The 24,150-nt window shown below is 66.3% G+C and carries 21 protein-coding genes; 12 read left to right on the forward strand and 9 right to left on the reverse strand.

What is annotated here, in order from left to right; translation table 11 throughout:
* Window positions 1-499: 499 nt before the first annotated feature.
* On the forward strand, window positions 500-2,680 hold the full coding sequence (locus ABZS43_RS16765; RefSeq protein WP_355036930.1) for a transglycosylase domain-containing protein: 2,181 nt from the start codon (window positions 500-502) through the stop codon (window positions 2,678-2,680).
* A 118-nt stretch (window positions 2,681-2,798) separates the two neighbouring features.
* Window positions 2,799-4,517: a glycosyltransferase 87 family protein gene (locus ABZS43_RS16770; protein ID WP_355036931.1), complete on the forward strand. Its 1,719-nt coding sequence runs from the start codon at window positions 2,799-2,801 to the stop codon at window positions 4,515-4,517.
* Window positions 4,518-4,539: 22 nt separating this feature from the next.
* On the opposite strand, the gene ABZS43_RS16775 is transcribed toward ABZS43_RS16770, so the two are convergent.
* On the reverse strand, window positions 4,540-6,090 hold the full coding sequence (locus ABZS43_RS16775) for a TerD family protein (RefSeq protein WP_355036932.1): 1,551 nt from the start codon (window positions 6,088-6,090) through the stop codon (window positions 4,540-4,542).
* 27 nt (window positions 6,091-6,117) lie between these two features.
* A complete protein-coding gene (locus ABZS43_RS16780; protein ID WP_355036793.1) occupies window positions 6,118-7,416 on the reverse strand; it encodes a TerD family protein in 1,299 nt (432 codons plus the stop codon).
* Between the two features lie 252 nt (window positions 7,417-7,668).
* Here ABZS43_RS16780 and ABZS43_RS16785 point away from each other — a divergent pair, with 252 nt between their 5' ends.
* From ABZS43_RS16785 to ABZS43_RS16800, 4 genes are all read left to right on the forward strand, one after another.
* The gene (locus ABZS43_RS16785; RefSeq protein ID WP_355036794.1) at window positions 7,669-8,292 is read left to right on the forward strand and encodes an AIM24 family protein; all 624 of its coding nucleotides are present in this window, start codon (window positions 7,669-7,671) and stop codon (window positions 8,290-8,292) included.
* A 10-nt stretch (window positions 8,293-8,302) separates the two neighbouring features.
* Complete coding sequence (locus tag ABZS43_RS16790; RefSeq protein ID WP_355036795.1) at window positions 8,303-8,998, forward strand: AIM24 family protein; 696 nt, start codon at window positions 8,303-8,305, stop codon at window positions 8,996-8,998.
* Window positions 8,999-9,074: 76 nt separating this feature from the next.
* Window positions 9,075-9,836 (forward strand): AIM24 family protein, encoded by a 762-nt coding sequence (locus ABZS43_RS16795; protein WP_355036796.1) that lies wholly within the window; start codon window positions 9,075-9,077, stop codon window positions 9,834-9,836.
* A gap of 138 nt (window positions 9,837-9,974) precedes the next feature.
* The gene (locus ABZS43_RS16800) at window positions 9,975-11,027 is read left to right on the forward strand and encodes an alpha/beta hydrolase family protein (RefSeq protein ID WP_355036797.1); all 1,053 of its coding nucleotides are present in this window, start codon (window positions 9,975-9,977) and stop codon (window positions 11,025-11,027) included.
* A 70-nt stretch (window positions 11,028-11,097) separates the two neighbouring features.
* On the opposite strand, the gene ABZS43_RS16805 is transcribed toward ABZS43_RS16800, so the two are convergent.
* Genes ABZS43_RS16805 through ABZS43_RS16825 form a run of 5 tightly spaced genes read right to left on the reverse strand, consistent with a single transcriptional unit; the run spans window position 11,098 to window position 17,052 of the window.
* Entirely contained in the window at window positions 11,098-11,937 is an 840-nt protein-coding gene (locus ABZS43_RS16805) for an HAD family hydrolase (RefSeq protein ID WP_355036798.1), read from the reverse strand.
* 4 nt (window positions 11,938-11,941) lie between these two features.
* Window positions 11,942-13,066 (reverse strand): cysteine protease StiP family protein, encoded by a 1,125-nt coding sequence (locus ABZS43_RS16810; RefSeq protein ID WP_355036933.1) that lies wholly within the window; start codon window positions 13,064-13,066, stop codon window positions 11,942-11,944.
* A 38-nt stretch (window positions 13,067-13,104) separates the two neighbouring features.
* Window positions 13,105-14,589: a phosphoribosyltransferase family protein gene (locus ABZS43_RS16815; RefSeq protein WP_355036934.1), complete on the reverse strand. Its 1,485-nt coding sequence runs from the start codon at window positions 14,587-14,589 to the stop codon at window positions 13,105-13,107.
* Window positions 14,590-14,597: 8 nt separating this feature from the next.
* A complete protein-coding gene (locus tag ABZS43_RS16820; RefSeq protein WP_355036799.1) occupies window positions 14,598-15,824 on the reverse strand; it encodes an HpcH/HpaI aldolase/citrate lyase family protein in 1,227 nt (408 codons plus the stop codon).
* Between the two features lie 13 nt (window positions 15,825-15,837).
* The gene (locus ABZS43_RS16825; protein ID WP_355036800.1) at window positions 15,838-17,052 is read right to left on the reverse strand and encodes a hypothetical protein; all 1,215 of its coding nucleotides are present in this window, start codon (window positions 17,050-17,052) and stop codon (window positions 15,838-15,840) included.
* Between the two features lie 193 nt (window positions 17,053-17,245).
* On the opposite strand from ABZS43_RS16825, the gene ABZS43_RS16830 reads away from it, so the two are divergent.
* Window positions 17,246-17,821 carry a TerD family protein gene (locus tag ABZS43_RS16830; RefSeq protein ID WP_355036801.1) on the forward strand — a complete coding sequence of 192 codons (576 nt, stop codon included), beginning with the start codon at window positions 17,246-17,248 and terminating at the stop codon, window positions 17,819-17,821.
* Window positions 17,822-17,974: 153 nt separating this feature from the next.
* Window positions 17,975-19,078, forward strand: a complete 1,104-nt coding sequence (locus ABZS43_RS16835; protein ID WP_355036802.1) for a DUF475 domain-containing protein — start codon at window positions 17,975-17,977, stop codon at window positions 19,076-19,078.
* A gap of 159 nt (window positions 19,079-19,237) precedes the next feature.
* Here the strand turns inward: ABZS43_RS16835 and ABZS43_RS16840 are convergent, their stop codons facing one another.
* Window positions 19,238-20,200, reverse strand: coding sequence for a DUF389 domain-containing protein (locus ABZS43_RS16840; RefSeq protein ID WP_355036803.1), 963 nt, complete (start codon window positions 20,198-20,200; stop codon window positions 19,238-19,240).
* A 63-nt stretch (window positions 20,201-20,263) separates the two neighbouring features.
* Window positions 20,264-21,646, reverse strand: a complete 1,383-nt coding sequence (locus ABZS43_RS16845; RefSeq protein ID WP_355036804.1) for a hypothetical protein — start codon at window positions 21,644-21,646, stop codon at window positions 20,264-20,266.
* Between the two features lie 135 nt (window positions 21,647-21,781).
* Here ABZS43_RS16845 and rpsF point away from each other — a divergent pair, with 135 nt between their 5' ends.
* From rpsF to rplI, 4 genes are all read left to right on the forward strand, one after another.
* Window positions 21,782-22,069: a 30S ribosomal protein S6 gene (gene rpsF, locus ABZS43_RS16850; RefSeq protein ID WP_109523030.1), complete on the forward strand. Its 288-nt coding sequence runs from the start codon at window positions 21,782-21,784 to the stop codon at window positions 22,067-22,069.
* A gap of 95 nt (window positions 22,070-22,164) precedes the next feature.
* Window positions 22,165-22,707 carry a single-stranded DNA-binding protein gene (locus ABZS43_RS16855; RefSeq protein ID WP_355036805.1) on the forward strand — a complete coding sequence of 181 codons (543 nt, stop codon included), beginning with the start codon at window positions 22,165-22,167 and terminating at the stop codon, window positions 22,705-22,707.
* A gap of 88 nt (window positions 22,708-22,795) precedes the next feature.
* On the forward strand, window positions 22,796-23,047 hold the full coding sequence (gene rpsR, locus ABZS43_RS16860; RefSeq protein ID WP_067786801.1) for a 30S ribosomal protein S18: 252 nt from the start codon (window positions 22,796-22,798) through the stop codon (window positions 23,045-23,047).
* 17 nt (window positions 23,048-23,064) lie between these two features.
* A complete protein-coding gene (gene rplI / locus ABZS43_RS16865; RefSeq protein ID WP_355036806.1) occupies window positions 23,065-23,517 on the forward strand; it encodes a 50S ribosomal protein L9 in 453 nt (150 codons plus the stop codon).
* The last annotated feature ends 633 nt before the right edge of the window (window positions 23,518-24,150 follow it).

The raw sequence follows: 24,150 nt of genomic DNA on the forward strand, positions 1-24,150 counted from the left end.
GCGCGGTGGGCCAGGCGGCGCTCCCCCTGCCCGCGGGCCGCAGCCGCCGCAGCGGCCGGGTCCGCCGCCGCCCCAGCGGCCGCAGGGACGACCGCAACCGGGTCAGGGTGGTCCGCAGGCGACCCAGAAAATCGTCCGCCCCGGTCAGCCCGTGCCCGGCCGTCCTTCCCGGCAGGGCGAACCTCGGCCCGCGTCGCTGAGCGAAGCGGTCGCCGAACGCGACCGGCGCGGCGGACCGGCCACCGGTCCGCGACCGGCCGCGGGCGCCGCTCGTCCCGCGGCTGGCGCTCGCCCCGCCACCGGATCGAGACCGGCCGTCGACAACCGCCCCGGCGCTGACCGCACCCGGCGGCCGAACGGCACGGGCACCGGCGAGCGACGGGCGACCGCGGGCGGACCGCCCTCCGGTCCTCCGCCGCGGCGCGGCAACGGCACCGGCGACGGCACCGGCGGCCCCGGCAACCGCGGTCCGGGCCAGAAGCGCAAATTCCCGTGGCGAGTGGTGCGTCGTACGTGTTACGTGCTGCTGGCGCTGATCATCGTGGTGCCGAGCACGATCCTGCTCGTCGCCTACAGCACGGTGTCGGTGCCCAAACCCGGCGATCTGAAGACCAATCAGGTCGCGCTGATCTACGCCAGTGACGGCACGACCGTGCTCAGCAAGGTGGTGCCGCCGCAAGGCAACCGCACCGACGTCAGCATCGAGCAGATTCCGCCGCATGTGCGCAACGCCGTGATCGCCGCCGAGGACCGTGACTTCTACACCAACCCCGGCTTCTCGATCACCGGTTTCGTCCGCGCCGCGCGCGACAATGTCCTCGGCAAGGAGAGTGCGGGCGGTGGCTCGACCATCACCCAGCAGTATGTGAAGAACGCGCTCGTCGGTGATGAGCGCTCGCTCACCCGAAAGCTGCACGAGCTGGTCATCTCGGCGAAGATGGCACGGCAGTGGAGCAAGGACGAGATCCTCTCCGCCTACCTCAACACCATCTACTTCGGTCGTGGCGCCTACGGGATCGACGCGGCGGCGAAGGCCTACTTCGGCAAGTCGGTGCCGGATCTGACCCCCGCCGAGGGCGCGGTACTCGCCGCTACCATCCAGCTGCCGTCACTGCTGGATCCGGAGAAGAATCCGGAGGGCGCCAAGACGCGCTGGGGCTATGTGCTCGACGGCATGGTCGACGGCGGCAATCTGCAATCCGCCGAGCGGCAGAGTATGCAATACCCGGCCGTGCTCCCGAACTCCGCCACCCAGGACAAGGCCCTCGACTCCGGCCCGGAGGGCCTGGTCAAGACCCGGGTGCTCGACGAACTCACGGCGGCGGGCATCAGCGACAAGGCCCTCAACACCGAGGGCCTGCAGATCACCACGACCATCGACGCGAAGGCGCAGCAGGCCGCTGTCGAGGCCGCCACCTCGAAGATGCAGGGCGAGCCGGAGCAGTTGCGCACCGCGGTGGTGTCGATCGATCCGCGAACGGGTGCGGTGCGCGCCTATTACGGCGGTAGCGACGGCCAGGGTTACGACTTCGCCAACGCCGGTCTGCAGACCGGATCGTCGTTCAAGGTGATCGGCCTCGCGGCGAATCTGGAACAGGGCGTCCCGCTGTCGCAGATGTACGACAGCGCCCCGCTCACCGTGAACGGCATCAAGATCACCAACGTCGAGGGCGAACAGTGCGGTACCTGCACCATCGCCGAGGCGTTGAAGCGGTCGCTGAACACCAGCTTCTACCGGATGCAGCTGGATATGGGCAACGGCCCGCAGAAGATCGCCGATATGGGCCACAAACTGGGCATCCCGGAGACCATCCCCGGCGTCGGCAAGACCCTGACCGAGCCCGACGGCTCCGGGCCGAACAACGGCATCGTGCTCGGCCAGTACCAGGCCCGCCCGCTCGATATGGCCTCGGCGTACGCCACACTCGCCGCCTCCGGCATGTACCACGCACCCCATTTCGTGCAGAAGGTGGTGACCGCCGACGGACAGGTTCTGCTCGATCGCGGTGACGTGGCGGGTGAGCAGCGGGTTTCCGCGGCCGTCGCGGATAACGCGACCGCCGCGATGAAACCCATCGCGGGCTATTCGCGCAATCACGGACTGGCGGGCGGCCGGGAGTCGGCATCGAAGACGGGTACCGCGCAGCTGCTCGACACCGGCGAGAACAAGGACGCGTGGATGGTCGGGTACACACCGTCGCTGTCCACCGCGGTCTGGGTCGGCAGCGTCGACAACACGCCGCTGCGCAACTACGGCGGCGCCATGATCTACGGTTCCAGCCTGCCCGCCGATATCTGGAAAGCCACCATGGACGGGGCGCTCTCGGGCACGCCGATCGAGACCTTCCCGAAACCCGCCCCGATCAAGGGCCAATCGGGCGTGCCGGAATGGAGTGCGGCCTACACCCCGCCGTCGACCACGGTTCCCTCCTTCGTGCCGCCGGTCGTCGTCGCGCCGACCCAGGTCGAGATCCTGCCCGGCATCACGATTCCGGTGCCGGGCGTCCAGCCCAATCCGCAGAGCCAGCAGCAACAGCCGCAGCAGGGAGACCAGGGGCCCGGCCCGCTACCCGGTCAGCCGGTCGCGCCGAGCGGCGGCGCACAACCGTCCGGTTCTAAACCGAGTAGCGGCGGTTCCGACGAAGAATCGCCGAAACCCGCACCGACCAGGGGGCGGTAACCGCCGAAGCACGGGTTCGTCGCGCCGACCGCGGGCGCGAACGGAGCGGATCCGCGCGGGCCTACTACCCTCGGGTACCGTGACCGATCAGCAAGTGGTGGATCAGCGGAGCAGCGGGATCGCGCCGCAGTCCAGCGGGGGGCGCGGCGGCGGGACACGTGCGGTTTCGCCCGCTCCGCTCGCGCCGGACCTGCGATCGGCCGACGACCGAGATAAGCCGAGCCGCAACGATTCCCTGGCCTCGCAGCTGTCCACCGTGGTCGGCGGCCCGGTCGGCGATCACGCGCTCATCGGCCGGGTGCGGGTATGGACACCGCTGCGGGTGCTGTTCCTGTTCACGCTGATCTTCCTCGCCCTCGGCTGGGCGAGTAAGGCGGGTTGTATCCAGCAGACCGATGGCCCCGACGGCAGACCCACCCTGGACTGGCACAACGGCAGGCAGTACATCGCGATGTGCTACTCCGACACGGTCCCGCTCTACGGCGCCGAACGACTGGACGAGGGCGCCTTCCCGTACAAGAAGCAGTGGACCGAGGAAACCCCGGACGGCGGCACCGAGACCAGGTATATGGAGTACCCGGTGCTCTCGGGGCTCTACCAATACCTCGGCATGCAGATCGCCAAGACCTGGGACGCGTCGCCGCTGCCGGGAGCACTTCAGGTGGTCATCTACTTCAATGTGATCGCGGTGGGCCTGGCACTGGCGTGGCTGGTCACGGTGTGGGCGTCGGCCATGCTGGCCGGCCGCCGGATCTGGGATGCCGCGCTGATCGCGTGCTCACCGCTCGTCCTCGTGCACGCCTTCACCAATTTCGACGCGATCGCGACGGCGTTGGCGGCGACCGCTCTACTCGCCTGGGCACGCAGGCGTCCGGCGCTGGCCGGATTACTGCTCGGATTGGGCGGGGCCGCGAAACTCTATCCGCTGCTGCTGCTCGGACCGATCGTCGTGCTGTGCCTGCGCGCCGACCCGATGCACCGCGTACCCGGCTTCGGTTCGGGACTGATGCGTGTGCGGGATATCGGCAGCGGTTCCGCGCTCCGCACCTGGGTCCGTCGGACTCCGGCACGCATCGATCTGTTGAGCCTGCGCCCGCTCGGCGCCGCGGCGGTGACAGTCGCCGCCGCCACAGGCACCTGGATCGCGGTGAACCTGCCCATCGCCGTGCTGTTCCCGGACGGCTGGCGCGAATTCTTCCGGCTCAACACCACCCGGCATGCCGATCCGGATTCGATCTACAACGTGATCACCTCCTTCACCGGGTGGCAAGGTTTCGACGGGCGCCTGATCCACGGTGAGACACCCGCGATCCTCAACCTGGTCTCGCTACTGCTGTTCGTGGCGGCCTGCCTAGCCATCGGCTATATCGCCCTGACCGCGCCCCGGCGTCCGCGGGTGGCCCAGCTGTGTTTCCTCGTGGTCGCGGCCTTCCTGCTGACGAACAAGGTGTGGAGCCCGCAGTATTCGCTGTGGCTCGTTCCGCTGGCCGTACTCGCCCTGCCCCATCGGCGCATTCTGCTGGCCTGGATGACGATCGACGCGCTGGTATGGGTGCCGCGCATGTTCTACTACCTCGGCCTCGACCGAAAGGGCCTGCCCGAGCAGTGGTTCACCGGCACGGTGATCCTGCGCGACCTCGCCGTCATCGCCCTGTGCGCGGTGATCGTCCGTCAGATCTATCGCACCGACGAAGATCTCGTCCGCCGCGATGACGTCGACGACCCGGTCGGCGGCGTACTCGACCGCACACCCGATCCACTGCGTCCCTGGCTCCCGGAACTGTTGCGTCCCGGGAGAATCGCGAATCGGTACGACGCGCCGCTCATCCGTCGCTGAAGCCCGGCGGTCCGATCGCCGACTACTCGACCCGCAGCAGGCGCGCTCGGTGAGCCGGATCTCGGGGAAGTAGATCCAGTTCGAGTTGCCACGCGCTGGCGGTCCACGGGTCGAACAGCGGGGTGTCTTCGACGGTGGGCAGGTGCCGACAGGATTGGGAGAGCATGGCCACGCTGCTGTCATCGGATTCGGATTCGTCGCTGCCGACGATCACGATGGACAGCCCGATCAGGTCGCCCCGGGTTATCAGGGAGCCGATGCGCAGCGCGTCGGAGGCCTGGTAGCCGTGCGGGAAGTCGGCGGCCAGCAGCACCCGATGCACGTCGGGTGGCACGAAATTACCACTGGTGTAGGCCATTTCGGCGAGTTCGGCGGCATCGGCGAGGGCTTGCAGACGCGGTGAGATATCGGCGTGGTCGGTGACGACGGATCCGTTGAGCACCGGGGCCAACGGGGTGAGCAGGCCCGCGAACGCGCCGGACAGGTCGATGACATCCATGCGGGTGCGCCTGCTCGCATCGGCGACGAGCAGGCGGGCCAGCAGCGCGCCGACGACCGGGACAACAGCGGCGGAACTCTCGGTATCTATCCACAACGGCCTGGTCAGCGGTACCGGGACGCAGTAGGGCACGCGCAGCGGTCCGCGTTCGATCGCATACAGCTCACCCAGGCGGATGCCGTCGCTCGGCGCGGGAGGACCGTCCCAGGCGGGTGAAGTCCACGAGGCCAGCGCGGGTGGCAGTTTGCGGTCGGCGTCGGCGATTTCGCGCATGAGGTGTTCGGCGTCGCGGCGGTGATTGCTCTCGGCCGTCGCGATCAGTTCGTCATTGCGCCGCTGTGCCTCTCGGCGGGCGGCGATCGCGGCCGGACCGTTGCGTGTCGCGGGATCGGCCACCGCGGCGGATAATTCGGTGTCCAACCGCTTGGCGGCGTAGTCGCGGGCCGAGATGAGGGCGGCGGCGGAGCGCGCGGCATCCTCGAAGATCATCCACAGTCGTTCCAGGCCGTGCGCCACCTCGACCGGCGCGGGCCCGGTGGGGTGCGCGCCGGGCCGCGGTCCGGCGATGGTGTCGCGCGCGGGCGTCGCGTGGGCGGGCTCGTCCACCTCGACCCCGTGCGCGGGCAGCAGGACGGCGAGACCACCCGCGTACCCCTGCCCGACCGCGCGAGCCTTCCATTCGGCGCCGCGCCGATACACCTCCAGGCAGATCAGTGCCGTCTCCCCCGCCGTCGGGGTGATGACGAATTCCGCTGTCACCGAGCCATTGTCGAATAACGAGGCAGCCACCGAACCGAGTCCGGCGGCGGGCGGAGCCGCCGGGTCGGCACTGGCGACGAGCAGCACCGCTTTGGCCTCGGCGCGCACCCGCGCGAGGTCTATCGTCACCTCACCCTCGAACAGGGTCACCCCCGGCGTCGCGGGCTGGTTGTAGAAGACGAAGTCCGCGGCTTCTATGACCCGCAGATCCTCCGCCACCACCAGCGCGGAAATATCCAGAGCGGCACCGGCTTTCGCGCTGAATCGCACGGTGTCGCCGGTCAGTGGAAAGTTCTGACCGGCCTTCAGCTGCATCACGTCGTCTACCCTGCCGTGCCGGCCTCAGTTGGCCGAAAGGAACCGGCCCAGTTGCGGAATCGCCTCACCGGGATGCTTGGCCTGGAAGCCCTCGCCGAGTGCCTGCAACTTCCAATCGCCGCCGACCCGGTAGACCTTCGCCATGGCCATCGCCGTGAACCGCATACCGCCCGCCAAGGTGTATCGGGCCAGCTCGGCGTTGTTGGCACCGTCGACCAAGCGGCAGAACGCATTGTGCACCTGTTCGAAGGTGTGGCCCTTGTACGAGGTGACGATGAATATCAGCGTGGAAATGTGGGCGGGAATCCTGGTGAGGTCGACCAGGATCACCTCGTCGTCGCCTTCGCCCTCACCGGTGAGATTGTCGCCCTGGTGCCGGACCGAACCATCCTTGGACGAAAGCTGGCCGTAGTAGGCGTAATCCGCCGGATTCATGTCGGCGAACATGATGACCGAGGCGTCGAGGTCGATATCGACGGTGCGGTTGCCGAACATGCCGCGGGTCTGCACCGGATCCCAGCCGAGACCCATCTTGACGAAGGTGAGCGCGGCGCCGCCCTCCTTGCGGAGGGTGACCTTCTGCCCCTTCTGCAGACTGACCGGGCGGTCCTTGCTCAGACTCACTTCACCCGTCGGCTGTGGTGCGGCCTGCTGCGGCGGCGGAGGCGGGTACCCGGTTCCCGACGCGGGCGGCGGGTAACCGCCACCATGGGGCGGGTAACCCTGCCCGGTCGGCGGCGGGTACGCACCGGTCGCCGCGTACTGCGGGGCCTGCTGCGGCGGTGGCGCGACCGGCTGCTGCGCGGCGGGCCGGGGCGAGTCGTCGACGCTCACACCGTGATCGGTGACCAGCGCCGCGAATCCACCCGCGTAACCCTGCCCGACCGCACGCACCTTCCAGGTGCCCTGGCGGCGGTACAGCTCGAGCGCGATGACGATCGACTCGGTCTGCAATCCGCCGATCTGGTACTCGTACAACCGGTTACCGGCCGTATCGGAGACCACGGCGGTGGGCGGCGCGAACTGACCGAAATTGCTCGACGGGTCATCGAGGGTGATCACCGCTCGGATCTGATCGATGTCCTGCGGCACCGCGTTCAGCGAGACCGCGAGCGCGGCGGGCTGTCCGGCGGGCGCGGGCTGCAAGCTCACCCCGGGGCCGCTGGGCTGGTTGAAGAATACGAAATCCGCGTCGGTTCTGACCTTGCCCCGCTCGGTCACCAAGAGCGCGGACAGATCCGCTGGTGCCGTGAGCTGGACGGAGATCACCACGTCATTGGTGGCCAACGGACCGTTCTGGCCCTTGGCGAGTGTTGCGGACAAGGTCGACCCTTCGCTTGTCGGTGCTTTCACTAGCCACTCTACGAGAAACGGTCTCGGCTGGGCCGGAGTAAACGCCGTACATGACCCCGACACGAAACCCGATATCGGTTAGTGTGTCGGCACACGAGAGATCGCTGGGACACACGTGCGCGGTCCCGCGCGATCTACGGGGTGCGGGAACTCCCGCGGAACAGCAGCTGGAAGTGGCGAGAACGCCCACATTCCCGGACAAGACAGCAGGCAGACTTCCCCATGGCGCAACTGTTCGAACAGTCGAAAAAGGTGATCGAGGCGCACCTCGCCGGAACCAGTGTCCGCGCGATCTCCGGCTCGATGATCGCCTACGAAGGCAATGTCCAGTTCAAGGCCGCGGGCTTCGGCGGCGGCGACGGTGTGCTCGCCGGGATGAAGCGGCGCGCCACCGGCGAGAAACTGTCGCTGATGGAATGCGGCGGCAACGGCCGGGTCTTCTTCGCCGTGAACGGGCAGAACGTCTCCGTGGTCAACCTCAACGGCGACACACTGCAGGTGGAATCGCAGCAGTTGCTCGCCTTCGCCGGAAATCTGCGTACCGACGTTCGTTTCGCCGGTCTACGCGGCGCGTCGACCGGAGCGGGCCTTTTCACCACCACGGTGTCGGGACAGGGCCAGGTCGCGCTGCTCTCGGCGGGCGGTCCGCTGATCCATCTCGAAGTGTCGCCGCAGTATCCGCTGGTCGTCGACCCGGACGCGTTCGTGGCCGCCCAGGGCAACCTCCAGCAGTCCTTCGTGACCGATGTGTCGTGGCGGTCGGTGATCGGCCAGGACGCGGGGGAAGCCTTCTCGCTGCGCTGGGATGGCCAGGGTGTCGTGTTGATCCAGCCGGCGGAACGGTAGGGGCAGGTCCATGTTCGAGAAAGTCAACGGCAAAGTCGTCAAGGTCAACGTCGCGATGGCGGGCGGCGTCGTCGCCCGCAACGGCGCGATGCTGTTCTACACCGGCGATATCTCCTTCTCGCCCCATCAGATCCCCGGTGCGCAGAGCATGGGCGGCGGCGGCCTGATGCGCATGGCGGGCCGGATGATGGCCGGTGAACACGAGCGCACCATGCTGGCACAGGGCAACGGCGAGGTGCACTACGGTCTGGCCGGACTCGAAGTGCATGTGGTGCAGATGCAGCCGGGCGCGACATTGCGGGTCGAGGCGTCGCGACTGCTCGCCAACAGCGCGCAACTGCAGAGTTCGGTTGTCTCGGTGATGAGTTCCGGCGGCGGTGGCGGTGGCGGCGGCATCATGGGCGCGCTGCGCGGCGCCGCGTCCGGTGCGCTCACCGGGCAGGGCATGTTCACCACCCAGCTCACCGGTCAAGGCGCGGCGGTCCTGCTCGCCCACGGCGGATTCCTGGAATTGCAGGTGGGCGGCCCGAATCCGGTCGTGGTCGATCCGCAGGCATTCGTCGCCGCCTACGGAAATGTGCAGACCGAGTTGAAAACGGCACTGAGCTGGCGCGACGCCGTTGGTCGCGGATCCGGCGAGGCGATGCAACTGCATTGCGTCGGACAGGGTGTCGTCTACGTGCAGGCCTCCGAAGAGAAGTTGTGAGTATGAGCGAGCGAATCGATACGGCCGCCACGGCTTCCACTGCCGTGACGCGGCCCCGCGTCGGCGAGGCGGAGTGATGTCTGAGGTATTCAGCCCGATGAATCTCGGTGAGAGCGACAATATCCCGGGCAACGACTACGCCTACTGCATCGACATGACCCGGCCCTGGTTCATGCGCAAGGGCGCGATGATCGCCTACTACGGGCAGATCAATTTCCAGATGCTCACCCACGGCCTGCACGGCGGTCTGATGCAGATGGTGTCGCAGCATTTCTCGGCGCCGCTGTTCACCGGCGATTACGTCGTCGCCGAAGGGCACGGCAAGCTGATCATCGGCGACCGCGGCTACAACATCAATTCCTATGACCTCGAGGACGGCAACCTCACCATCCGCGCGGCCAATCTGCTGGCCTTCGAACCCGGATTGTCGCTCAACCAGTCGATCGTGCCCGGCTTCCTCACCCTGATCGGGACCGGCAAATTCCTCGCCTCCTCCAACGGTCCGGTGATGTTCGCCGAACCGCCGCTGCGGGTCGACCCGGAATCGCTTGTCGGCTGGGCCGACTGCCCGTCCCCGAGTCACCACTACGACCAGCGGTGGGTCACCGATTTCCTCGCGGCGGGCGCGGCGCGTTTCGGCGTGAACTCCGGCGAGGAACGGCAGTTCGATTTCACCGGCGCGGGCACGGTACTCATCCAGTCCAGCGAGAAGGTGATGAGCGATTCCGTTCTGGTCCGCACCATCGAGGGCCAACTGCAGAGCGGCATGACGGTCGGCGGTCTCCAACGGATCCAATCCGTGATCGCCCAGCAGCTCGCGAGCCAGCAGCAGTACTGACCCGCATCCGGCGGCAGGCGGCGACGCGACGGTCGCCGACCATTCGAAATGCCGATGAGTAACACGCACGGCTCGGATTCCGATCAGCCCTGTGGACAAGTGTGTCGATCACACGAGAGAGAAACAGAGGGGAAGCGGATGTCGCACCACCGCACCAGGAGACGGGTCGCGCTCGCGGCGGTTGTGAGCGCGGTGGCGCTCGGAATCGGAGTGTCTCCTGCGGCTGCCGAGCCGGTGACAAGTCCCGGCGTCGTGGAGACATCGGTGAAATCCCCTGATGGTTCCTACGTCCAGAAGATCGAGGTGAAGGACAGTCGCAATGTGCGGCTGCACGTGTTCTCCTCGGCCATGAACAAGACAGTCGCCGTCGACGTGCTGCGCCCGAGCGATACCTCCGCACCGCGGCCGTCGCTGTACCTGTTCAACGGCGCGGGCGGCGGTCTGGACGACGCGTCGTGGAAGCGCAACACCGACGCACTCGAATTCCTCGGCACCAAGAACATCAATGTCGTCCAGGTTGTCGGCGGTGCGTGGAGTTTCTACACCGACTGGATCAATCCTGATCCGGTGCTCGGCGTCAACAAGTGGCAGACCTTCACCACCGAAGAACTGCCGCCGCTGGTCGACGCGGCCCTCGGCGCCAACGGCGTGAATGCCGTCGCGGCCCTGTCGATGACGGGCACCTCCGTGCTCAACTTCGCGATCGCCAAGCCGGGCCTGTTCCGCAGTGTCGCGACCTACAGCGGTATCGCCCAGGTCAGCGACCCGATCGGCCAGCAGATGGTCAAACTGACGGTGGAGACCTGGGGCGGCGGCGACACCCGCAATATGTGGGGCCCGACCGACAGCCCGCTGTGGGCGGCCAATGACCCGATGGTCAATGCGGAGAAGCTGCGCGGCACCCACCTGTTCTTCTCCACCGGCAACGGCATTCCTGGCGAATTCGACCAGGCGGGCGGCAAATTCCGGATGGAATCCCCCGCCGAGACACCGCAGGTGGTCGCCATCGGCTCGGTCATCGAGGGTGGCGTCAACTGGTCGAACCACAATATGAATACCCGCCTGAACCAGCTGGGCATCCCCGCCAAATTCGTCTACCGCGACAGCGGCACCCACTCCTGGGGCTATTGGCAGGACGATCTGAAGTCGTCGTGGCCGGTCCTGGCAGAGGGCCTGTTCAGCACGCCTTGATGTGCGGCGGAACTCAGCGGCCCGGGACGCCCGGCCGCTGAGTTCGCCGGAATGCCGACATCGGCGGCGGCTACTCGGCGGGGGCCGCCTTGATGAACCAGTTGATGATCTCCTCCCCCGCCATGATGCCGGTGGCCTCGGTGATCGTCAGGTTGGGGCTCGTCCAGTTGAGCTGTTCGAGTTCACCGTGGCGGGGGCGGATAGCGGAGTCGGCCGCGCGCAGCATCTCGGCGTCGAGCGCGCCGTCACCGGCTGCGAAAGTCTTTGCCGCGGGGGCGAGTTCACCCGAATCCAGCAGTCGTCGGCGCACCTCGGCGACGGCATGACTCTTACAGACCGCATTCGGCATGGTGTAGATCTTGCGACCCTGTTGCGAGGCGAACCAGCCGCGGGGACGGCACCACGCGTCCCATTCGGCGAGAAAGTCTTCCGGCACATCCTTGGGTTTGACCACCAGGTAGCAGAACAGGTGGTCGGCGACTCGGAACTTGGTGACCCACGAATCATCGATACGTGAGCGCAGTTCGGCGCTCACCTCCGACAGCGTGGTGCCGCCCGCGCGCACCTGACCGTCGATATCGATGCGCCAGCGCATATCGGGAACACCGTCGACCAGGATATTTCCGCCGTTGCTCGTGATGGCGTAGCGCCAAGGCGCGCCGGGCAATTTGATCCTGTTGAACTGTTTGATGGTGCGGGTCGTGGTCGGTACCACCGCCGCGGGTTCGGTGAGGGTCTGCATCCGCAACGCGGCGGCCGTCGTCATGAACGACAGGGGTGCGCCCTCCAGGTGTTCCACGCAGACCGTCGGCACTTCGGAGGTGGTGCTGAAGGCGTTGCGCGAGTAGATCATCGTCCGGTCCAGGTCGGTCGCGATCAGAGCCTGTCTTCGTAAACTGTGTAGGAGCATCCTGCTATCGCACTTCCTTGATCAATCCCATGCACGAATAGGCCAGGTCGGGAACGACCTCCACCGGAACTTCGCGAGCGGCGGCGAGTAGGCGCAGGTGCGCGTGCTCGGGCGCGTCCGCCTCGCGGACGAGCACCCGCCATGGCACCCGCCGCAAGAGCACCCGGGTCGTCTCGCCGACACCGGGTTTCACGAAGTTCACACTGGCGATGCCGTACTCCTCGCGCACCTTCTCGACCGAGGTCCAGCCGGTCCAGGTGGGGGTACGGTCGCTCGCCAGCAGCGCGGCGAGCTCGGCGGGGACGCGATCACGGACGGCGTCGAACGCATCGGTCACGGTGTCGAGCAGGCGGCCGGAGACATCGTCGCCGGACAGCTCGCGATAGAACTTCGCGCCGTGGAAATCGCCCGGTCCGATCAGCGTGTCGTTCAGAACGGTACGCGAAATCAGGCCGGAAACCGTCGAATTCAGGCAGGCCGAGGCGATGAGAAAATCGTCGCGGGTGCCGTAGGTGCGCACGCAGTGACCCGGATCGGCGAGTACGGCGAGTTCGTCGTTGAACCGTGCGCCGCCCGCGGCGTGGTAGTCGTCGAGCGCCTCGGTGAGTTCGCGGGTGATCGCGCCCTTGCCGGTCCAACCGTCCACGAAGACGATCGATGCCGGATCATGGTGGCGCGCCAGGTAATCCAGCGCGACCGCGTCGATGCCGCGATCGCGCACGATGGATACCGCGTAATGCGGCACATCCAGGCTCGCCCGGCCCGCGCCGCGTCCCGAACGCAGCCAGCGCTTCATCAGAACACCGATCGGGGTGCCCGCCCTGGCGAGCGAGACCAGCACGATATTCTCGCCCCGCTCGGCGACGACCAGTTCCGCGACCGTCCCCACCGCGAGCGCCAACCGTTGCGCGCTCTCGACCAGCACCCGGTCGAACAGTTCGCGATAGGCCGCGTCGGGCTGGAATTCGATGGGAAGCGATTCCGCGTAATGCGCGTCACCGGCCTGGATCCGGCGCTCCCGCTCGGCCACATCGGCTTCGAGATCGACCTCGGAGAGATCTTTCAACAGCCAGGAAACCTCCTGTGCCGCATACGATCCGAAATCCGGACCGTGTAGCGGTGCCGGAATTTCGAGCGCCGATCCCGGCGAACGGTTCGATAGAGAGGTCACGGGGACTCCACCGGGGCATTGTTCACGGATACCCCGGCGACGCCGACGGGATCGAGCACTGTGCCGTGCGGCGAATCGCTGCGGTCGGCATGAAGTTTGCGGGGATCGGCGCCAGGCAGCACCGCGACGACCACATCGCTGCCGGATGCCGTGAGCACGTCGATGAGCCCACCCTCGGCGACGAGTTCGGCGGTGTCGGCGGGCGCGTCGATGACGACGATGAGGATCGGATCGGCCAGCACGTCACCGGTGCGGTGCGGCCATGCGGTATCGATATCCTCTTCCCACTGCGCGTTGTACAGGTAGCGCGGCGCGTCGGCATCGGATTCCGGTGCGGCGAAGCGGAATCCACGCCGCAGCGGATAGCCCGGCTCGTCCAGTACGTACGCGGGCGAGCGCGTGGTCGTCTGGAATCGGGTCGGGATGCCGGATTCGGCCAGTTCGGCCGCCAATCGCAACGGCAGGTACATGAGTTCTTCGTGCCCGATGACGATGACGGGCCGACCGGGATCGAGACCCGCTTTCACGGCGGTGGTCGCCCCGGCCAGTGCCGCCTCGAACGCCTCGACTTCGGCGCCGAGAATTCCGTGCCTGCCACCCTCGGGAACCCGGTCGGGCCACGGCAGGCGCACACGTGTGCACGAACCGCGATGCGAGGCCGTCGGATTCAGCTGGGCTTCCGGCAGCGCGGTCACCGCGGCGACCAACCCCTCCGGCAGCGTGGTGCGTCCCGAGGCCAGGCACACCGTATCGATGACGGCCCCGAGTTCGGCGGCGGCGGCTTCGAATCGGGCGCGATCGGCCTCGGTGCGCATATCGACCAGCGAGGCGAGCACATAGTGCGACCTCGGCGAGAAAGCGTGCAGGGCCCGCACGGCGTCGACGGCAGTCGCACCGGTCGAGATCTCGTCATCGACCAGCACCAGCGGAAGATCGTTGACGAAGATTTCCGCGGGAGCGGGTTGCAGCAGATGCGAGGTGGCGTGCGAGTGGCCCTCCTCGAATCCGGTGAGCGTGTTCGCCTCGGGGACATCGCGCCGGGTGGAATGCAGATAGCATCTCGCACCGATCCGGGCGGCGACCGTATGCCCGAGACCGGTCGCGGTCTCCGCGAATCCGAGGACGACGGCGGCCACGCCGGACGACTCGGCCGAGGACCGTCGCGGTTGCGTCTCGCGGGCCGCGAGCACGGCGCTCACCAGATCACCGAGCCGGTTTCCCGCGTCGAGCACCACGCGCGGATCGGTCGGCAGATGTTTGCCCAGCACAGTCGACACCAGCAGATGCGCCCGGCGCGCGTTGTTGCGCCGCAGTCCCGGCCGAATCAACGTGTCGATCCGCAATTCGACGGGCAGCGCACTGCCGTCACCCGCGCCGTAGGACGCGTGATGACGCAACTCGATTCCGAGTTCCCTTGTTGCCCAAGGTATTTCGATTGAGTATGAAGCACCCGCGCGGTCCGTCGTTATCTCGACGTGCATGCCTGCGCTCATTCGCTCACCCCTCGGACCTGCACCAACGCCGTCAGCAGATCCACGAAGGACACGCCCTTGTTCGCGACCCCGAACACCCGCGCTCGCAGCAAAGTCTGACGAGCCCAACTGCGGTGTGGCCGCATCTCGTTCATCTTGTTCCGATATTCCGAGGCTGCCACCCCGCCGACGTCGACCTGCAGGATGTCCAGCGCGTCGGAGTACTCCTCGTGCGTGACCACCGACAGTGCGTGCACCGCGGCCACGTGCGAGGGATGGATCACCGTCTTGCCCTGGATACCGTTGGCCCGATCCAGGCTGATCTCGCGCAACAATCCGTCCAGATCCCTCGACACCAGATACCGGCGGAACGGCACCGCGTCGGACTCCTCGAACGGCGCGGTGCGCAGCAGCGGCCGGAACATCCGTTCGTGGTCGGCGAAGTACTCCCACACCGGTCCGGTGATGACGTAACCGCTGCCGTCGGTACGCCCGAGATAGTTCACGATGTCGGCGATCACATCGGCGACCACTCGTACGTCGTAGATGGTGAGATCACGGTCACGACGGATACCGAAGGTCGAGCACATATCCGTCGCGCCGACCCGCACCGCGAGCACCCGCTCCCTGTGCTCGGCCAGCATCGCCGCGATCTCGGTCAATTCCTGGTCGCGGGTCTGACGGTGCACGAGAGACGCCGACTCCAGCACCGGCATGCCGTACACCGGACGGTCCAGCCTGGTCGCGGCGTGCTCCAGCGTGTCCAGATACCTCTGGCCGGTGGCACTGTCGAATTTCGGGAAGACGAAACCCGCGAGCACGGCAGCGCCCGGCCCGAGCCGCTCGACGATTTCGCCGATCGTCTCCGCGTCCCGCACCCGGATGAACAGCAGCGGATTCGGATCGTGGCTGGTCGCCAATAGATCCAGGGTCGCCACGGCCTGGAGTTTGGCCATCTCGACCTCGTGGTCGGCGACCGCGTCCTCCAGGTCGATGACCATCGAACACACGCCGTGCGCGGCGCGTCTACGAATCGTCTCGGCCAGATCCGGTCTGGTGGCGGGCGCGTAGAGCGTGGCTCCCAGCGCGTAGGCCAATAGCTCCCTGTCGGCGTGATCGCCGAAGGGTTCCGGTTGCCGATAGAACAAATGCCGGATGTCCGGCCCTTGCAGCTGCCGAAAATGGCGCAGCGGCAGTCGCTTCCGCAGGGAAATCTCCTGCTGGACGGCGATGCCTGCGGTCATCGATGACCCATCCTCATTCTCGTCGTGGTCCTAAGTGTTTTCTCATTCGATCCACTACCCCGGCTATGAATTCGGTGACGGCATCCAGTTCCGTCACATAGGCCCAGTAGTCGGGATGACGCCCCGACAGTGTTTCGGAAATTCGATCGATACGGTCGACCTGCGCGTCGAGCACAGATCCCCATTCGCCGACGAGCTCACGGCTCACCGCGAGCATCTGTGCGTCCCGCAGCCGGAATCGTACGGCCTCGGCTCGGTCTCGCGGATTCGCCCGGACCTCTCGCAGCAGAGCGAGCCGTTTGGTGACGGCATCGACCTGTTGTTCGGCCTCGGCTAGGTTCCCCCGCGCGGAAGTGGTCAATTCAAGTGCGGACTCCGGGTTGTTCTCGGCCGATGCCGCACGCGCCCGGTCGAGGGCGTCGGCGGCGGCATCGATGGCTCGCTGGCTTTCTCGCTCATTGTTCGCCAGATCCGCCGAACTCGCAGCGTTGAACTCACGCAGCAATGCCGAGTAGGCGGGAGCGAGCCCCGCCGAGCGGTTGCGAACCGCGGCCAACCTGGTGTTCACCGAGGAGATCGCGGTAGTTGCGGCAGCGTTGCGAGATGGCGCCTGCGCCAGCGCATCCGATAGTTCCCTGGTGGCGGCTTCCAATCGGTTCGCCGCCTTCCGAACAGCGCCTGCCCCTCGCGCACCCGCGGCCTCCAATGTGATGAGAGCCTCATCGACCGCGCTCGCACGCCCGCGCACCGACGGATAGTCGGCGTACTCGGAATTCGCCGCCTGCGCCCGGACTCCCGCCGCGGCCACCTTCACCTGTCGGGCCAGCTGCGGCACCGCCTGATGCACCCCGACAGCCTGCTCGAGCTGCGCCTGATGACCGCGATAGAACTCGTCGACCGCACGCGCCGCGTCGGTCAGCCTGCGGGTCACCGTCGCCGTACGCTCCTGCCCCTGCGGTAGCGGGGTGTTGTCCCGCTCCGCCGCCTCCAGTTCGTCGGCCAGCGCGAGATACGCGCCCGCGGCGTCGTAGCACCGGCTGCGCACCGGTTCCCATACCGCGCCGAAGCCACGCTCGGGGAACACCTCGTCGGAAGCGAGCACCGCCGCGTCGGCGGCGCTCTGTCGCCGGTCCATGTCGAGGAACGCGTCCGCGAGCTGCGACCGGGCCTGCTGAATCCATTCGCTGTTCCCGGATGACCGGAACCAGCCACGCCTACGGCCTGCCACGCCCCGATGGTAGGTGCTGAACCGGACTACCGAGCGGACAATGTCCGGCGCCGCACCATAGGAGATCCTCCCATTCGCCGAGGGTTCCCCCAGTTCCTACGCAAGTTCGCCGAAACCTACTACTGTCGTAAGTCGTACCCGGCGATTCGGACATGCTGGGAATCACAGACGGACTATTGAAAGGGAATCCCGCATGGGTGTCAGTTTGTCCAAGGGCGGCAATGTCTCGCTGACCAAGGCGGCGCCTAACCTTACTGCTGTTGCCGTCGGACTGGGGTGGGACGTTCGGACCACCACCGGGACCGACTTCGACCTGGACGCCAGCGCCATCGCGACCGGAGCGGACAAGAAGGTGGTGTCGGATCAGCACTTCGTGTTCTTCAACAACCTCCGCTCGCCGGAAGGCGCCATCGAGCACGCGGGTGACAACACCACCGGTGAGGGCGAAGGCGACGACGAGGTCATCAATGTCGACCTGGCCGGCACCCCGCCCACGATCGAGAGCATCTTCTTCCCGGTCTCGATCTACGACGCGGAAACCCGGCAGCAGTCCTTCGGCCAGGTGCGCAACGCCTACATCCGCGTTGTCGACCGCTCCAACGGCAGCGAACTGGCCCGCTACGACCTGTCCGAGGACGCCTCCACCGAGACGGCCATGGTCTTCGGCGAGCTGTACCGCAACGGCGCCGAGTGGAAGTTCCGCGCCATCGGCCAGGGCTACGCCTCCGGCCTGTCCGGAATCGCCCGTGACTACGGCGTGAACGTCTAAGAAACACGCATCTCCGCGGGGAGGGGGCTCGGCGACGAGCCCCCTCCCCGCGCGTCCAGCCCGCCGCGCACACATCGTTGGACATACGGCGGTTCAACGGCCACGCTGGTATCACTCTCGCCGATTCTGTTCAAAGCAACGAAAGGTCCCCGCGTGGTCCTGCGTATTTTCGGCCTCTCCGGCGTCGTCACGGTGGTGTCGCTCGTCGTGGCGCTGCTGTACGGCGGCCCGACGGCCCTCGTGCTCTGCGCGATCCTCGGCATCCTCGAAGTCTCGCTGTCGTTCGACAACGCTGTCATCAACGCCACCGTCCTGGAACGGATGAGTGAGTTCTGGCAGAAGATCTTCCTCACCGTCGGCGTCGTGATCGCCGTTTTCGGTATGCGCCTGGTATTTCCGTTGGCGATCGTCTGGATCACCGCGGGACTCAACCCGGTCGAGGCCTTCGATCTGGCACTCAACCCACCCGCCGATGACGCGGCCTACTTCCCCGACGGCAGCGCCAGCTACGAGACGTTGCTGACCGACGCGCACCCACAGATCGCGGCGTTCGGCGGCATGTTCCTGGCGCTGCTGTTCCTCAACTTCATCTTCGAGGAGCGCGAGATCACCTGGCTGAGCTGGCTGGAAAAGCCGCTGGCCAAGGCGGGCAAGCTGGATATGCTCTCCGTCGTCGTCGCGGGCGTCGGGCTGCTGCTCGTCGCGGAACTCATCGCCGCGGACGACAAACGCGCCACCGTCCTCGTCTCCGGACTGCTCGGCATCATCACCTACATCGCGGTGGACGGTCTCGGATCCATGTTCCACACCGACGATCTCGAGAGCGGCGGTCCATCCGAACTGGCCAAGGCCACCGGCAAGGCGGGCTTCTTCCTTTTCCTCTACCTCGAGGTCCTGGACGCGTCGTTCTCCTTCGACGGCGTGATCGGCGCCTTCGCCATCACCTCCGACCCGATCATCATCGCGTTGGGCCTGGGGCTGATCGGCGCGATGTTCGTCCGGTCCATCACCGTCTTCCTGGTGCGCAAGGGCACGCTCTCGGAATACGTCTACCTGGAGCACGGCGCGCACTGGGCGATCGGCGCGCTGGCGGTGATCCTGCTGGTCTCGATCGGCGTGCACATCAACGAAATCATCACCGGCCTGGTGGGTGTCGCGTTCATCGGCGCGGCGTTCCTCACCAGCATCATCCGAAACCGTCGCGAAGGCGATGCGGACGAGGTCGAGAACGAACGTTCGGTGACGTCGGTCGGCTGATCCCCGGCAAGACGAATTCCGGTGGCAGCGGCCCCGTCTCACGACGGAACCGCTGCCACTTCTCATTTCCGCCGTATCCACGACGCGGAGCGCGCCGATGACTCAGCCCCGGCGACGTCGACAAGGTCGCGGCAGCACCGGGCGCAGGCGCCGCTCGCCTCACAACATTCGGTACGGCCGGTGCAGAGCCCGCGCCCGCCGCACCGACACCCGCGACCACACCGCCTGCTGCAAGGCCAAGGTCGCCCAGCCCGCCAGAGCCATGCCGATCAGGTTCACCACCAACTGCCAGACACTGCCCCAGATCGCCTCTCCGAGACCGAATGCCGCGCCGATCGCGATATTGCCCGCGGCCGGGACCGTGGTGACGGATATGAAGACTCCGCTCAGCCCGCCCACCTTCGATGAGGTCAGTGCGAGCACTCCGGCCGCGGCCGCGATCACCGCGACGATGAACGACCACTTGTCGGGGGTGTAGATGAATGCGGTACTCGGGCGAGGCCCGATGACATCGTCGACGGTGATCCAGCCGAGCCCACGGCCGATCAGCGACAGGACGAATGTGATCGCGATGGCCGCCGCGAATCCGAGAATCAGGGTGCGCACGGCCAGACCGAGCAGCACGAACCGCCTGCGTACCAGTGCCACACCCAGCGCGGCGATGGCCCCGAATTCCGGACCGAGCACCATGGCTCCGATGACGAGGATCTGCGAATCCAGCACGATCGCGATGGCCGCGATCACCGTGGCCAGCGTCATGAAACTGAGGTAGGTCCAGTTCAGCTCGGTCTCCTCGTAGGACCGCTGCGCCACATCCGCCCACACCACGGCATCGGCGCTACTGCCCGGCGTGCGAACTTCGGCCTCGAAACCACTGCGCGACAACCAGGTTCGCACCGTATCGATCTCGACGGTGCCCTCCCTGTGCACCCCGAGGGCCCGCAGCCGGTCGATCACATCATTGGCCGCTTCCCTGGCGACATCGGCGAAGACCAGATCCCCCGGCGGTTTCAGCGACGAACCGCGCACCACCGCGAGACCGCTCACCGCGTCGTCGGCATCGAGAATCCCGATCACCTCGTCGGTGATCGCGGCAGGTGACAAGATCCGCAGTTGCAGCATGGACTCAGTCTGCCGTGCGACGCGGCGCGCCACTGGATTCGGGGACCGACTCGACGTCGGCGGCTATGCGGCAGAGACCAACTCGCCGGGCGCGGCACGCGAGACCGCGACGGGCGCGGGCCGAATTCCCCGCATACCGGCCCGCGTGAACAGAAAGTACAGCGCGATGAGCAGAATCGCGCGACCCCACACGCCGAACTGCACGACGCTCTCCGTCATATCGATCGAGCCTTCCGACGTGATCGCGTAGAAGTACCGGAAGACACCGATTCCCACCGCGGCGTCGGCGACCAGATAGCCGCCGATCAGCGACCACGGCACCTCGAGCAGCACCAGGAAGGGGATCAGCCACAGGGTGTACTGCGGCGAATGCACCTTGTGGAAAAGCAGGAACCCACACAGCATCGCGCCGCTGACCCCCACCCACGGGAAGACGCCGGTCGCCGAATACCGCCGCCGGCCCAACCACATGGCCAGCACGAACGATCCGAGTACAAGAGCTGGCGAGGCGATCGACACCGTCTGCTGGAAGGAGGATTCGCTGTCGGCGTCCTCGCCGTACAGTCGGCGTAATCCCCAATACCAGAGGGAATTGGTGGTGATATCGGCCTGGCGCATCTGCTGGAAGGTGATGGAGGCCCGCCAGCCCTCGTATCCGGCCAGCGCGAAAGGCAGATTCACCGCGATCACGGTGCCGACGGCGGCGGCCGCGGTCAGGAGTGCGCCGCGCACGTCGAGGGTGCGCGCACCGTCGTCCTCATCACCGTGGGTCAGGACGTAGGCCATCAGCGGCAGCACAAAGATGCCCGGATACAACTTCAGGCAGAAACCGAGCCCGAGCAGCACCGCCGCCACGACAGCCCGCTTGCGCAGCGATATCCGCTGCAGGCAGATCATCACGTAGACGGCGGCGACCGCCGTGCACACCACCGGAAGTTCCCAGTTGTGGAAGGCGTAGAGCACCAGCGGTGGACCTGCCGCCCACAGCAGCGCGGCGCGTCCGGACAGCCGGAACAGCAGCCACGCGGTGAGCAGGGCGAACGGCGCCAGGATCAGTGCCGAGAACGCCAGGAATTCGGCGTCGTTATCGGCCCCGAGCGCACCGAGCCACATCATCGTGCCGCTGAGCACCGGATATTCGACCGCGCCGCCGGTGAGCGTGCCGTCGTCGGTGATACCGCCGTCGATATAGGGAAAGACGTGCAGATCGATATCGCGGCCGAGCCACAGCAGTTGGATATCGGAGTAGCAGACTTCCGAATCCTTGATCGTGTCGAAGATCGTGCTGCGGCCGGACTCGTCGACCGGCCCGGTGGCGCAGCGCGCCTTGTTCGCGTAGCCGAGCGCCAGCGTGAGCCCGCACAGCAGCAGCACCGCGATGGCCAAGGCCGTGCGGCGAGCCACGCGACCGGCGATGAGATCGCTGGCGGCGGGTCCTGTCGACATGAATCCCACCCTAGATGAGGGCGAATTTCAGAGGTCATGACCTGGTCATGTAGCCTTGTCGGGTTGCTGACGCAACGACCCTCCTGCCACGGACCGTCCGTGGCCGTTTCCTAGTCCACAGGAGGTGATTGGTCCGTGCGTCATTACGAAGTGATGGTTATCCTCGACCCGAGCCTGGACGAGCGCACTGTTGGTCCGTCGCTGGACAACATGCTGAGCGTCGTCAAGACCGAAGGCGGCAAGGTCGACAAGGTCGACATCTGGGGCCGCCGCCGGCTCGCCTACGAGATCCGCAAGCAGGCCGAGGGCATCTACGCCGTGGTCGATCTGACCGCGACTCCCGCCACGGTGAACGAACTCGACCGCCAGCTGGGACTGAACGAGTCGGTGCTGCGCACCAAGGTCCTGCGCCACGACAAGTAGTTCCACAGCACTCGTGCTATGCGTCGGTGCCTATCTCTAGGCTCTAGCGCGACAAGCGAGTGTAGGGCGACTGCACACCGAGCAGGAGGAACCACATGGCAGGCGACACGGTCATCACCGTCATCGGAAATCTGACGGCTGACCCCGAGCTTCGATTCACGCCCGCGGGCGCTGCGGTGGCGAATTTCACCGTCGCATCGACTCCCCGTGTGTTCGACCGTAATTCGAATGAATGGAAAGACGGCGAAGCGCTCTTCTTGCGCTGCAACATCTGGCGCGAAGCTGCGGAAAATGTCGCCGAAAGCCTGACCCGAGGCGCTCGCGTCATCGTGAGCGGACGGCTCAAGCAGCGCTCCTACGAAACCCGCGAGGGTGAGAAGCGCACGGTCGTCGAACTCGAGGTCGACGAGGTCGGTCCCTCGCTGCGCTACGCGACCGCGAAGGTCAACAAGGCCAATCGCGGCGGTGGCGGCGGCGGATTCGGTTCCGGCAGCGGTGGTGGCGGCGGCAATTTCAACGCCTCCTCCTCCGGTGGTGGCGGCGGTCGTTCCGGCGGTGCCGAGGACGACCCGTGGGGCAGTGCGCCCGCGGCAGGCTCCTTCGGGGGCGGCCGCGTAGACGACGAACCGCCGTTCTGATACGGCTCTCATCGGCCCGATCGGCCGTGACGACCTTCGACGGGTCGCGCGAACGACCGGACCATCAATGATTACGGAGTAATAGACCATGCCTAAAGCGCCCGCGCGCGAAAAGGTGCTGAAGAAGAAGGCTTGCGCATTCTGCAAGGAAGCCAAGTCCGGTACCGTTTCGATCGATTACAAGGACACGACGCTGCTGCGCAAGTACGTCAGCGACCGGGGCAAGATCCGTGCCCGTCGTGTCACCGGCAATTGCGTTCAGCACCAGCGCGATATCGCCGTTGCCGTGAAGAACTCCCGTGAGGTGGCCCTGCTGCCTTACGTGTCGACGGCTCGCTGAGAAGGGAGACACGCAAAATGAAGCTGATTCTGACTGCTGATGTCGACAACCTCGGCGCGCCCGGCGACAGCGTCGAGGTGAAGGACGGCTACGGCCGCAACTACCTGCTGCCCCGCGGCCTGGCCATCGTCGCCAGCCGTGGCGCGCAGAAACAGGTCGAGGGCATCCGCCGTGCCCAGGACGCGCGCAAGGTGCGCGACCTGGATCACGCCAACGAGCTGAAGCAGGCCATCGAGGGCCTGGAATCGGTCTCGCTGACCGTGAAGACCGCTGGCACCGGCAAGCTGTTCGGTTCGGTGACCCAGTCGGACGTGGCCTCGGCCATCAAGTCCGCGGGCGGCCCCGTTGTCGACAAGCGCAGCATCGAACTGCCGAAATCGCACATCAAGTCCACCGGCAAGCACGGCATCGTGGTGCACCTGCACCCCGACGTGGTGGCGAAGTTCGACCTGCAGGTCGAGGCCAACTGATTTCCCGAATCACCTCCGGGTGATTCGCACCTCATTCGGTGGAAGACCACTCCCGTGTCCCGCACGGGGGTGGTCTTCGCCTGCGCGCACCCAACTATTAGCGGAATATTAGCCATTCACGTTCCGCTGTGCGATGAAACACACGGCCTCTATGGCGACACCCGCTCTACCACCGGTTATTCAGCCTGTGGATGACGGGGGAAACCGACCGATCGTAATGTGATACAGGTCATAACTTGTACACGAGCCGTTAACTCAACACGCCCGGCTGTTCAACTTGCCCGACACGCCGCAACGTCATTGATCCACACGTGGACAAAGTGCGAAACCAATATCTATCAGCGCCTTTGAGCCTGATGACCTGGGTTTTCCCCAAGTTGTACACAGGGGGTGCACATCGTTGGGTAAACAGTCCCCAAGTTATCCACAGATGTGTACACAACCCCATTTGGTGACCGCTCGTCAGGTCGCTAGGTTCATCCCATCGCCGTGAACGAACCATCGGAACACCGCATTCGGATCGGTTTGCTGAACCGCAGGTAGAGCCGTTATCGCGCGCCTCGTGCGGACCCTCGCATCCCGAGTGTGTCGGTACCGGGGAGTAGAACAACCATCGATAGCGCGGAACCCGAT

The sequence above is a fragment of the Nocardia sp. NPDC005366 genome, from assembly GCF_040606855.1.
GTDB lineage: Bacteria > Actinomycetota > Actinomycetes > Mycobacteriales > Mycobacteriaceae > Nocardia.

Excerpts from the sequence above, each read along its gene's own strand:
- ABZS43_RS16775 (WP_355036932.1), bottom strand. The coding sequence starts at position 6,090 with ATGCAGCTGAAGGCCGGTCAGAACTTTCCACTGACCGGCGACACCGTG.
- ABZS43_RS16785 (WP_355036794.1), top strand. The coding sequence starts at position 7,669 with ATGGCGCAACTGTTCGAACAGTCGAAAAAGGTGATCGAGGCGCACCTC.
- ABZS43_RS16790 (WP_355036795.1), top strand. The coding sequence starts at position 8,303 with ATGTTCGAGAAAGTCAACGGCAAAGTCGTCAAGGTCAACGTCGCGATG.
- ABZS43_RS16795 (WP_355036796.1), top strand. The coding sequence starts at position 9,075 with ATGTCTGAGGTATTCAGCCCGATGAATCTCGGTGAGAGCGACAATATC.
- ABZS43_RS16800 (WP_355036797.1), top strand. The coding sequence starts at position 9,975 with ATGTCGCACCACCGCACCAGGAGACGGGTCGCGCTCGCGGCGGTTGTG.
- ABZS43_RS16805 (WP_355036798.1), bottom strand. The coding sequence starts at position 11,937 with ATGCTCCTACACAGTTTACGAAGACAGGCTCTGATCGCGACCGACCTG.
- ABZS43_RS16815 (WP_355036934.1), bottom strand. The coding sequence starts at position 14,589 with ATGCACGTCGAGATAACGACGGACCGCGCGGGTGCTTCATACTCAATC.
- ABZS43_RS16820 (WP_355036799.1), bottom strand. The coding sequence starts at position 15,824 with ATGACCGCAGGCATCGCCGTCCAGCAGGAGATTTCCCTGCGGAAGCGA.
- ABZS43_RS16830 (WP_355036801.1), top strand. The coding sequence starts at position 17,246 with ATGGGTGTCAGTTTGTCCAAGGGCGGCAATGTCTCGCTGACCAAGGCG.
- ABZS43_RS16840 (WP_355036803.1), bottom strand. The coding sequence starts at position 20,200 with ATGCTGCAACTGCGGATCTTGTCACCTGCCGCGATCACCGACGAGGTG.
- ABZS43_RS16845 (WP_355036804.1), bottom strand. The coding sequence starts at position 21,646 with ATGTCGACAGGACCCGCCGCCAGCGATCTCATCGCCGGTCGCGTGGCT.
- ABZS43_RS16855 (WP_355036805.1), top strand. The coding sequence starts at position 22,165 with ATGGCAGGCGACACGGTCATCACCGTCATCGGAAATCTGACGGCTGAC.
- rpsR (WP_067786801.1), top strand. The coding sequence starts at position 22,796 with ATGCCTAAAGCGCCCGCGCGCGAAAAGGTGCTGAAGAAGAAGGCTTGC.
- rplI (WP_355036806.1), top strand. The coding sequence starts at position 23,065 with ATGAAGCTGATTCTGACTGCTGATGTCGACAACCTCGGCGCGCCCGGC.